The sequence below is a fragment of the Pseudoalteromonas sp. P1-16-1b genome (assembly GCF_001401785.1).
Classification (GTDB): Bacteria; Pseudomonadota; Gammaproteobacteria; order Enterobacterales; family Alteromonadaceae; genus Pseudoalteromonas; species Pseudoalteromonas undina.
Window position 1 is genome coordinate 264,056 of sequence record NZ_LKGQ01000004.1, and the last position, 10,356, is coordinate 274,411.

The window sequence follows — 10,356 nt, forward strand, 5'->3', positions numbered from 1 at the left end:
CAAGTGACATTAATGCATGAGTATCGTGCCTTAAAGTGACTTAAGTTATTACTTAAAGCGCTAACACAATAATTAAATACTTTTACGGAGTGAACAATGAAATTATCTGGCTTATTCAAAATCAGCTTAGTGGCTACAGCAATAACACTTGCTGGTTGTGGTGGTGGAGATATTAACGTTACACCTACGACAGTTGATAACAGTGTAGACAATTCAGTGACTAACCCAGGTGGTGATAATGGTGGCGATACATTAAGTTGCGCCACATACACATTAGATGGAGCTACATTTACAGGTGAAGCAGAAGGCGTAAACTGTTTATACAGCCAAGCATTTGCAAGTAATGCAAAAGAAATTACTAGCTCTTTTGTTATCCCCGCGCTAGATGATGGCGGTGCCCATGTATTTGAAGGTGCTTTATTTATAGGTGACGATATAGACACATCTACAGGCGCTACTATTGATGTTAATGGCCCAACATTGTCTATTGAAGCAGGCGCTACCATTGCGTTTACCAAGCCAGAGAGTTTTATTCGTATTGCTCGCGGTGCAAATATTGAAGCAATTGGTGAAGTAGATAAGCCAATTATTTTCACAAGTATTAAAGAAGTTGATGGTGATGATTCAACAACCGCTCAAATTGGGGATTGGGGTGGCGTTCAGGTAAATGGACGTGGCCATTCTATTCGTTGTACAGCGACTGCTGCGGCACAAGACATGTGTAACCACTCAGCTGAAGGTATTGTATCTTATTACGGTGGTAATGACCCGCAAGATAGTAGCGGTATATTAAAGCACATTGTTATTAAGTATGCAGGATTTGGCGTTGAAGGTGATGAGCTAAATGGTTTAACACTAAATGCTGTTGGCTCAGGCACAACCATTGATTATGTTCATGTACATAATGGTTTTGATGATGGTATAGAGCTCTTTGGTGGTAGCGTTAATCTTAAACATATTGTTGTTACTGATACTGGTGATGACGGCATTGACTGGGATGAGGGTTGGAAAGGTTACGGACAGTACATTCTTGTACGTTCAAATGAATATGGAAATCATGGATTTGAAACAGATGGCGCAAAAGTAGATCCATTATCTGCAGACGCACAAGATTTAGTAACGACTGTTTCTAACCCAACTATTGCTAATGCAACCGTTGTTACTACTGGTGATCAAGGTGCTGAAGGGCGTCGTACTGGTGCCGGTATGGAAATGAAAGAATGGGGTAAAGCGCAATTAGCTAATATGTTGTTTGTAAACTCATCATCTGTAGATGGTGCTGGCTGTTTTGATTTATATAATGAAAAAGATAAATCAGGGGATGCCGGTGTGCATGCCAATGCAAACAACGGTGATATCGCATTTGTGAGTTCAATATTTGCGTGTGGTAAGAATTTTGAAGACGTAAACACTCCTTTAACAGGTGCTTTAGCAAGCTTTGATATCAATACCTGGTTTACTGGTGGCGAAAATAATCAGCTGATTGGTTTTGCTGATTTTGCAAATGTGCTTGGTGCTGATGGTGTTTCAACTGCAGCAACTATTACAGATTCACAAGGTACTGCGGTAGCTACAACAGCGAAAGACATGAGTGAAGTTGACTCTTTCTTTACTAACGCAGGTTATATTGGTGCACTTAAAGAAGGTGAATCAAGTGAATGGGCTGATTTTGTAGCCGCATCTTTACAACGCGCTAGTAATTAATCTAGACCGGCTCTAATTATAAGGCGCTATGGCGCCTTTTTTAAGGGAATTTTAGGTTTAGAGGATATAAATATGAAACATCAAAAGCAGTTTAAAACTAATCTAATAACGTTATCTCTGCTCTCCCTTTTTTCTTCATTTAATTCTTTCGCTGAACAGGCACAAGAAATAATCAATGAAGAAGCGATAGAAGAAGTTGTTGCAACAGGTACACGCCTTAAAGGCAGTGCTAGTGCCGTAATTGATGAACGTAAAAATCAGGCATTTGTTGCTGATATAATGGGTTCAGAGCAAATATCTAGAACGGGTGATAGCGATGCCGCTTCGGCACTTCGCCGTGTTACTGGCTTATCTTTAGTTAACGATAAGTTTATTTATGTACGCGGTTTAGGTGAGCGTTACTCAAGCGTGCGTTTAAATGGCGCAGTTGTTCCAAGCCCAGATCTGACCAGAAATGTAATACCACTTGATATTTTCCCATCAAGTATTATTGAATCTTTAGCTGTTCAAAAAGCCTATTCACCTAATATGCCTGCGGCTTTTGGTGGTGGTGACGTTAATATCAGGACGAAAAGCATTCCAAGTGATACTTTATTTAAAGTTGAGATTGGTGCTAGCTATAAAGATACAAACGATGAAGGCTACACATACAATGGCGGCAGTGATGACTGGTTAGGTAAAGACGATGGTACACGCGCCTTACCAGGAGCCGTTAAAACGGCGCTAAATACCTATATCAATGGCTTGTCTGATATCTCATACAGAAATATAAGAGATGTGGAGTCAAGACGTCAGGGGGCTGATATTGGTCAAGCAGCTGCAATAGACTTAAATAAAAGTTTATCAAAAGCACTACCAAGAGATTTTGGCTTAGAAAAAGAAAGCTTAAACCCTGATGCAGGCATTAAGGCTGTTTATGGCGACCGATTTGATAACTTATTTGGCCTAGACGGATCTTTTGGTTTCTTAGCATCAGTTGCTTATGAAAATGAATGGTCTAATGCAGAGAAGTTTAGCGCAGTACTTTCTTCTGTTGACGCATCTGAATCTGAATGTTCAAAAGATGACTTTACTTGTTACTCTGCCACAGAGAAAGAAGTATCAACAAAGCATAATATAAAATTAAATAGCTCTCTAAATTTAGGTTATAAAATTGGCGGCCATGATTTAACAGCCACCTATATGATGCTACGGGATACTGAAGATGAAGCTTCTGTTGCGCTTTATCAAGAGCCTTCAAAGTCATTAAGCATTGATGCTGGGCAATTACAGCGAAGCCACCTAACCTCTTTTGAGGAACGTGAACTTGAAATACTTCAACTTCGTGGAATGCACAATTTAGAGTGGAGTTTTCTTGAAGGTGTTGGTGTAGATTGGCAATACACTGATTCAACAGCGACGACGAGTATACCTGGCGAGCTTGAAGTAACGGTGCGTGATGAGTACGCCAATGGCGAATATCAACGTACTTTTTATAATGGCAGTTTAGGTGGCAATCCTTATTTGTATCGATTTGTTGAGCTAGAAGACGATGTAGAAAACTGGGGCGTTAATGTTAACAAAGTTTTTTACTTTGATAACGCCGAAGTTGAAATCGCGGGCGGCGGCTATTTTGTTGAAAAAACGCGTGATTACCGCACAGACTTTTTTAACTATCGCTTCAGCCAAACACAGTCTTTAGACTTAGCACAAAGTGAAGAAGAAGCACTGTCAATTGGTAGCTTCTTTGCTAATGATGCTGTGATCGATTCAACGGATGTAGAGTTATTGTTTCAAGAACCGACAGCCGATGATTACCTAGCAGCGCAAATGATTGATGCTTATTACGGCTCTTTTGATATCACTTTTGCTCAAGATTGGCGTTTAAGTGGTGGTGTGCGTTACGAGGACTTCCGTCAAGTTGCTCTCGCTTTTTCTCGCTCAGCATTCGATCCTGCTTTATTGGCAGATAAATTAAGTGCAGATGCGATAAAACAAGCAAGTGTGATGGAAGATGAGTATTTTACTTCATTATCTATGACATATAGTCAGCAGTCGTACCAAGTTCGTTTTGGCTATGGCAGCACGGTTGTTCGTCCTGATTTGCGTGAGCTAAGCCCTGTTCAATTCCAAGATCCGTTGACTGGTTATCGAACGCTTGGTAATCCATTCTTAGAATCTAGTTACCTAGATAACTTTGATGCACGTATCGAATTTTATATGGACAATGGTGATAACTACTCAGTTGGCGCATTCTATAAAGATATAGATAACCCAATCGAAGCATTATTAACCGAAAGTGACGGTCGTTTTACTCTGCAGTTTGATAATGCAGATACAGCTTATGTTTACGGTATAGAAGCTGAATGGTTAACTGAGTTGCATAGTGATTTATTAGGAGGTGCTTTTTTTACTTCTGGTAATTTAACGGTTAGTGATTCAGAAGTTGAAATTGCAGAAGAACAGCGCGCCGACCTTACAAATCTAAAGCGACGTATGACTGGCCACTCAAAGTATGTTGCCAACCTACAATTGAATTACGATTCGCATGATGGCATGCATCAAGCTTCAGTTATTTATAACGTATTTGGTGACCGTATTTTAGCTGCGGGTGTTAACAACTTTGATGACGCTTACGAACAACCTTTAAACTCGTTAGACATGGTTTATAGTTACTACCCAACGTTTAATACCACATTAACACTTAAAGTTAAAAATATGTTGGGACAAAACTTTGAAGTAGAACAAAATGATGTGTTAATTCGTTCTCAAGAAACGCCTAGAGAACTGAGCGTCAGCTTTAGCTACGAGTTTTAAGTAAAAGCCCAAGGATAGGATTTATAACAACGCCTAACTACTTATTAGCCCTGTATTTTGTACAGGGCTTTTTTATGTGTATGAAAAATATTTAAGTTACAGTTTATTGACTAGTTTTAGTGTGCTGGTGGTGTTAGCTTAAGGCTGTAAAAATTAAATCTCACGCAATGAATTTTTAATTTTTAATGTATAGGCTCCTTTTATGAATCAAACAGTGGAACAAACAATGAAAAAAGTAGGATTAGTCGGATGGCGCGGCATGGTAGGCTCGGTGTTACTCGAGCGAATGGAACAACAACATGATTTTGCTCATATCGACACTACCTTTTTCACCACCTCACAAGCTGGTCAGCTTGGCCCTGAGTTAGCAGGTCCAGCTAAACCGCTTTTAGATGCTAGTGATATTTCTGAACTTGCAAAAATGGACATTATTGTTACCTGTCAGGGTGGCGATTATACCAATGCGGTGTACCCAAAATTACGTGAATCGGGTTGGAATGGCTATTGGATAGATGCGGCCTCTGCCCTGCGTATGAGCGACGACAGTATTATCGTACTTGACCCTGTTAACAAAGATGTGATTGAACAAGGGCTTGAGCAAGGCGTTAAAACCTTTGTAGGTGGTAACTGCACGGTTTCACTTATGCTACTAGCGCTGGGTGGTTTATTTGAGCACGACCTAATTGAATGGGTAAGTCCAATGACCTACCAAGCAGCATCGGGCGCCGGTGCACGCAATATGAAAGAGCTTATTGCCCAAATGGGGGCTATTCATGCAAGTGTCGCACAGCAATTAGATAATCCAAGTTCAGCTATTTTAGAAATTGATAAAATAGTCAGCGAAAAAATGGCATCGAGTGATTTGCCACAAGACCAATTTGGTGTGCCACTGGCGGGTAGCTTAATCCCATGGATTGATGTGCCTATGCCAAGCGGTCAATCAAAAGAAGAGTGGAAAGCGCAAGTAGAAGCCAACAAAATCTTAGGCTCATCTAAACAGCCTGTGCCTATAGATGGTTTATGTGTACGTATTGGTGCAATGCGCTGTCATAGCCAAGCGATGACCATTAAACTACGTGAAGATATTAGTGTAGAAAAAATAGAAGAAATTTTAGCCTCGCACAATGAGTGGGTTAAAGTTATTCCTAATCAGCGCGACATTACCAGTACCGACTTAACTCCAGTTAAAGTAACCGGTACGCTGAGTATTCCTGTTGGCCGTATTCGTAAACTCGCTATGGGGCCAAAATACATTAGCGCCTTTACCGTGGGCGATCAGCTTTTATGGGGTGCAGCGGAGCCACTTCGCCGGATGTTACGAATTATTGTAGACGGTGAGTAATTTTCTAGTTCATCAAGTTAAAGGGTTAGCTAATTGCTAACCTTTTATTGCCTCTTCGAAACATTCTCATATTATTTCTTGCTCAACCCCTTTAGCCACACTATATTCTTAAGAGTGTTTTTAGAGGTTAACTTCATGAATATATCAAAAAAATTAAAGCTCTCCTTTGCATCTGCAATTGCCTTGCCGTTATTAATTATAGCTGCTTTAGTTATTTCCCAAACCAGAGAGCAAGCACTTGATAATTTTTCTCAGTTAAGTGAACGTGAAGCCCGCCAAGTTGATAATGCAATTACTATGTTTTTTTCTGAAATTGCTAAAAACGTGGACTACTTAGCCTCCCACCAAACGATTAAAAATGCCCATGAAAACATAAAAACGCATATGAATGTTGGCACTAAGGTAATGCTTGATCACCCTAACCAAAGTCCGACGGAGCAAGCTGCTTACAGTTTATTTAATCATTTTGGTGAGACTCACCCTGGGCTTGCTTATATTTACATGGGGAATGAACAAGGTGGTTATATTCAATGGCCAATGGGAAACGTAAACGCCAATTATGATCCTCGTCAGCGCCCATGGTACAAAACAGCCAAACAAGCGAACGGTAAAACAACCCGTACTAATGCGTATTACTGGGCTGCTGATGATTTAGTGATTGTGTCCACGGTTAAAGCTATTATTGATAACGGTGAATTAATTGGTGCTCAAGGGATGGATGTTTCATTGGGCGGGCTTACCGATATTATTGCCGATATTAAATTAGGCGAAACAGGTTACTTAATGTTGATTGAAGACAGCGGCAGTGTGCTGGTGGATGTGAAACACCCAGATTACCGATTCAAAAACCTAGCAGATATTGAGGGGGCTAAATACGCCGATTTAGCTAAAAATAGCAAAGGCCTGTTTGATGTAGATATTGATGGAAAACAGTATATGGCCAATATTTATACGTCTCCCATTTTAGGTTGGAAGTTTATTGGGGTGGTAGAAAAGTCTGAGGTAATGAGTGCGGCCAATGCGATGGCGTACACCATTTTAATTATTAGCGCGATATTAATTGCCGTATTTGTTGCGATAGCGAGTTATATTTCTAAACTTATTTCTGCTCCAATTGTTGAGGTGAGCGATGGTTTAACTGAAATATCGCAAGGCGGCGGTGATTTAACCCAGCGCTTAACAATAAAAACCAAAGATGAAACCGCTAAACTAGCCACCAGCTTTAACTTATTTTTAAATTTAATCAGTGAGCTGGTGAAGCAAATCAATGAATGCGCACAAAATGTTAGTAAAACCTCATCGCAAACATCATCACAAGCAGCTCAACTAACAAGCTCTACTAGCCAACAACAACAAGCTTTAGAAATGGCGGCAACGGCTATTAATGAAATGGCTGCCACTGCTAATGAAGTGTCGAGTAGTTGTGCGAATGCGGCCGATTTAGCGGTTCAAACACAACAAGCATCAGATTTAGGGCAATCGGTTATTACTCAAACCGTAGAAAGTGTGGTGCAGCTCTGTGATGTAATAAATAATGCCTCAGCAGACATTACTCAACTCGATACTGAAAGTGAAAATATTATGTCGATTTTGAGCGTTATTCGTGGCATTTCAGAGCAAACTAATTTATTAGCATTGAATGCTGCAATTGAAGCTGCGCGAGCTGGTGAGCATGGGCGTGGTTTTGCAGTGGTTGCTGATGAAGTTCGTGCGTTATCACAACGTACTGCAGAGTCGACCGAAGAAGTAGCATCGCAGCTTGATAAGTTACGTACGATGTCTTCTAAAGTCTCTAAAGACATGGAACGCAGCATAGAAACCACCAATAAAACTGTAGAACTTGCGCATTCTGCGCAACAACAGTTTAGTGAGATCACGGCATCTATTGTTAATATTAGTGATTTAAATACGCAAATAGCCACCGCTGCTGAAGAGCAGCAACACGTCGCTGAAGACATCAATCGAAATGTGACAGAAATTAAAAACTCGGCTGATGAGGTGAGTGATATTGCTGTTAGCACCAGTGAGAATGGCAATGAAATGAGTCGCCTTTCATCGATATTAACTGATTTAGTAGGTAAGTTTAAAGTATAAATAATAGGGCAAGTGCATACTTGCCCTATTCAATCTGCTACTTATTTTTGAGTAATTGTTTTAACTCTGCCAGTTGTGCTTTCAATTCGTTTACTTGGCCTTGGGTTGCGGGCAGTGAGTCTGTATCGGCTTGCTCTTCTCGTGCATTGCGATGCTCTTCACTCATTACTTCTAAAATAGCCCCCACCATCATATTTAAGAATACAAATGCAGTTAAAAAGATAAAGGTTAAGTAAAAAATCCAACTTAATTTGTATACCGCCATGGTTTCGTACATCACGTCGGTCCAATCTTCGAAGGTGGCGATTCTAAACAAGGTAAGCATAGAAATAGAGACATCGCCCCACAGTACTGGGTTTATTTCAGCAAACAACATGCTACCTGTGGCAGCATAAATATAAAAAATCACAAACATTAGCAGCGCGATATAGCCCATTTGCGGGATGGCTTTTATTAGTGAGTTCACTAATAAGCGCAGCTCTGGGATCATAGACACTAAACGTAGTACGCGGAAAATGCGTAGTAGTCGAGCAATAAAAATAGTCGAGCCTGCCGCAGGGTATAAACTACCTATCACTATAATGAAGTCAAATATGTTCCAGCCTTTGGAGAAAAAGTCTTTGATCCCTTTACTGGCAATATAACGAATAACCAATTCGATCAAGAAAAACACTGTGATGCCTATATCCATCCAATGTAGAAATAGCTCAGCAGTAGGGTGTAATGAATAGGTATGTGCACCCACGGTCAGTGCAGAAACCACAATAACTGCAATAACAAATGATTGAAATAATTTACTTTTATCGATACGCTGGAACAGCTCTTGTAACTGCGACAACATCATAACGTGCCCTTAACGGTTATAAATATAAAACCAGTGCAATATACAGCAAAAGTAACGAAAATTAGTAGTTTTCCGGTGAAAATATAAGGATTTTTGAATGTTAAATAATAACTTAAAGTATCTACTTTCGTTATCGGTAATCGTTGTGTTAGCAGGGTGTAGCAGTAATAGCCGTTATCATGAAATTCAATCAGCCCGATTAGGTGAGTGCAGCCATATGGCTGACAAGGAATACCATGAATGTGTTAAACAACAACAAGACAGCTACAAAGAATTTAAAAAACAACAAACCGCCGAGCAGTAATAAACCATGACCAAAACCCAAAAGCAGCTAGATAAACGTATTCGTCAACAATTAACAATTGCTTGCGAGCAAATAAAAGATAACGTTGAGGGCTTTAGCTTTCTTACTCACTCGGCAGATTTAAACAATTTACCTTCTAAGTTTACTGTAAGTTGTTATTTTATTGATGATATTGCACTAGAGCAGGCTAAACAAAATAACCAGCTAGATTACATTGTGCAGCTTATTTGTAATGCATTAGCTAGTTTAAATATTCATATAAAAAACAATGCTATTTCATTTCTTAAGCAGTAAAAATCGGTACTGTGTTTTTGTTTAATTATCCCTCATTTTAAGCTGTATTTGGCATTTATGGTCTTAGTAAAAGCTTTAATATGGAGAGATTCTATTAAGCAGGCTATAATCGCAAAAAAACTGTAATAGAGATTAAATATGGCCGTTCCAACACGCTCGCAAATAACGCCAGGCACAGAGGTTAATATTGTGCTTAAACAAGATCAACGCAGTGGTACTTTAACCAATGGTATTGTGTCGCGTTTATTGACCAAGTCACCTAATCACCCGCACGGAATAAAAGTACAATTAGAAGACGGCCAAGTGGGTCGGGTAAAAGAGATCATTGCATGAGTGAGTTAACCTTAACTGATTTTTGGCGACTGGTTACAGTGGAAGATAAAACCGCAGAGCCTGACTCAGTGTGCCAATCGCTTAAGTCGGCACTGAGTGACTTATCAGATGAGCAATTAATTGAATTTGATAAGCAGTTTAGTATTTGTATGCGTCAAAGTTATACCTGGGATTTATTTGGTGCCGCGTTTGTTATGGCGGGCTGTAATGATGAATATGGTTTTTCAGAATTTCGTTGTTGGTTAATTTCTCGTGGTGAAGCCGTATTTAAAGCTGCACTAGAAAACCCAGATAGCCTCGCTCAGTGCACGCCGCTTTATTTTTTAAACGAGCAACCTTATCCGTATTTAGATGAGTATGACCTAATTGCAGGTTTGTTATATGAAGAGCGTAACGACGATGAGTTACCCTTTATCCCATCAGGGCTTGACCAACCTAAAGGTAAGCGCTTTAAAGACAAACCTAAGTTTTTAAAACAAAATTACCCGCAGTTATTTGCTAAGTATTGGCAATAACTCAGCTTGTTATTAATGCATTACTTAATTAACCTGAACTGCGGATAATAAATCCATCTCAAGCAGCTATTTTCAGCGCTAACTGCGTTGAATTTACTTGCAATAGGCTAGCTATTGACGCGTAATTTCG

9 protein-coding genes are annotated in these 10,356 nt (G+C 39.8%); 8 read left to right on the plus strand and 1 reads right to left on the minus strand.

The window, feature by feature from the left end; translation table 11 throughout:
- The first annotated feature begins 96 nt into the window (after positions 1-96).
- The 4 genes from AN392_RS05275 to AN392_RS05290 all read left to right on the plus strand — a co-directional run bounded on the left by AN392_RS05275 (position 97) and on the right by AN392_RS05290 (position 7,936).
- Entirely contained in the window at positions 97-1,704 is a 1,608-nt protein-coding gene (locus AN392_RS05275; protein ID WP_055012064.1) for a hypothetical protein, read from the plus strand.
- A gap of 72 nt (positions 1,705-1,776) precedes the next feature.
- On the plus strand, positions 1,777-4,500 hold the full coding sequence (locus tag AN392_RS05280) for a TonB-dependent receptor domain-containing protein (RefSeq protein ID WP_055012065.1): 2,724 nt from the start codon (positions 1,777-1,779) through the stop codon (positions 4,498-4,500).
- Between the two features lie 202 nt (positions 4,501-4,702).
- A complete protein-coding gene (gene asd, locus AN392_RS05285; protein ID WP_054201574.1) occupies positions 4,703-5,842 on the plus strand; it encodes an aspartate-semialdehyde dehydrogenase in 1,140 nt (379 codons plus the stop codon).
- A 135-nt stretch (positions 5,843-5,977) separates the two neighbouring features.
- On the plus strand, positions 5,978-7,936 hold the full coding sequence (locus tag AN392_RS05290; protein ID WP_055012066.1) for a methyl-accepting chemotaxis protein: 1,959 nt from the start codon (positions 5,978-5,980) through the stop codon (positions 7,934-7,936).
- Between the two features lie 37 nt (positions 7,937-7,973).
- Here the strand turns inward: AN392_RS05290 and AN392_RS05295 are convergent, their stop codons facing one another.
- On the minus strand, positions 7,974-8,777 hold the full coding sequence (locus AN392_RS05295) for an ion transporter (protein ID WP_010388826.1): 804 nt from the start codon (positions 8,775-8,777) through the stop codon (positions 7,974-7,976).
- A 100-nt stretch (positions 8,778-8,877) separates the two neighbouring features.
- Here AN392_RS05295 and AN392_RS05300 point away from each other — a divergent pair, with 100 nt between their 5' ends.
- From AN392_RS05300 to AN392_RS05315, 4 genes are all read left to right on the plus strand, one after another.
- Positions 8,878-9,084 (plus strand): hypothetical protein, encoded by a 207-nt coding sequence (locus tag AN392_RS05300; protein ID WP_055012067.1) that lies wholly within the window; start codon positions 8,878-8,880, stop codon positions 9,082-9,084.
- Between the two features lie 6 nt (positions 9,085-9,090).
- Positions 9,091-9,378, plus strand: a complete 288-nt coding sequence (locus tag AN392_RS05305; protein ID WP_055012068.1) for a hypothetical protein — start codon at positions 9,091-9,093, stop codon at positions 9,376-9,378.
- 138 nt (positions 9,379-9,516) lie between these two features.
- On the plus strand, positions 9,517-9,711 hold the full coding sequence (locus tag AN392_RS05310; protein WP_008468098.1) for a YwbE family protein: 195 nt from the start codon (positions 9,517-9,519) through the stop codon (positions 9,709-9,711).
- The gene (locus AN392_RS05315) at positions 9,708-10,226 is read left to right on the plus strand and encodes a DUF4240 domain-containing protein (protein WP_055012069.1); all 519 of its coding nucleotides are present in this window, start codon (positions 9,708-9,710) and stop codon (positions 10,224-10,226) included. Before AN392_RS05310 ends, AN392_RS05315 begins: the two co-directional genes overlap by 4 nt.
- Positions 10,227-10,356: the final 130 nt, after the last annotated feature.

Bases quoted from the DNA above. Each gene is read 5' to 3' on its own strand.
- AN392_RS05300 (WP_055012067.1), top strand. From the start codon at position 8,878: ATGTTAAATAATAACTTAAAGTATCTACTTTCGTTATCGGTAATCGTT.
- AN392_RS05305 (WP_055012068.1), top strand. From the start codon at position 9,091: ATGACCAAAACCCAAAAGCAGCTAGATAAACGTATTCGTCAACAATTA.
- AN392_RS05280 (WP_055012065.1), top strand. From the start codon at position 1,777: ATGAAACATCAAAAGCAGTTTAAAACTAATCTAATAACGTTATCTCTG.
- AN392_RS05295 (WP_010388826.1), bottom strand. From the start codon at position 8,777: ATGTTGTCGCAGTTACAAGAGCTGTTCCAGCGTATCGATAAAAGTAAA.
- asd (WP_054201574.1), top strand. From the start codon at position 4,703: ATGAATCAAACAGTGGAACAAACAATGAAAAAAGTAGGATTAGTCGGA.
- AN392_RS05315 (WP_055012069.1), top strand. From the start codon at position 9,708: ATGAGTGAGTTAACCTTAACTGATTTTTGGCGACTGGTTACAGTGGAA.
- AN392_RS05290 (WP_055012066.1), top strand. From the start codon at position 5,978: ATGAATATATCAAAAAAATTAAAGCTCTCCTTTGCATCTGCAATTGCC.
- AN392_RS05275 (WP_055012064.1), top strand. From the start codon at position 97: ATGAAATTATCTGGCTTATTCAAAATCAGCTTAGTGGCTACAGCAATA.
- AN392_RS05310 (WP_008468098.1), top strand. From the start codon at position 9,517: ATGGCCGTTCCAACACGCTCGCAAATAACGCCAGGCACAGAGGTTAAT.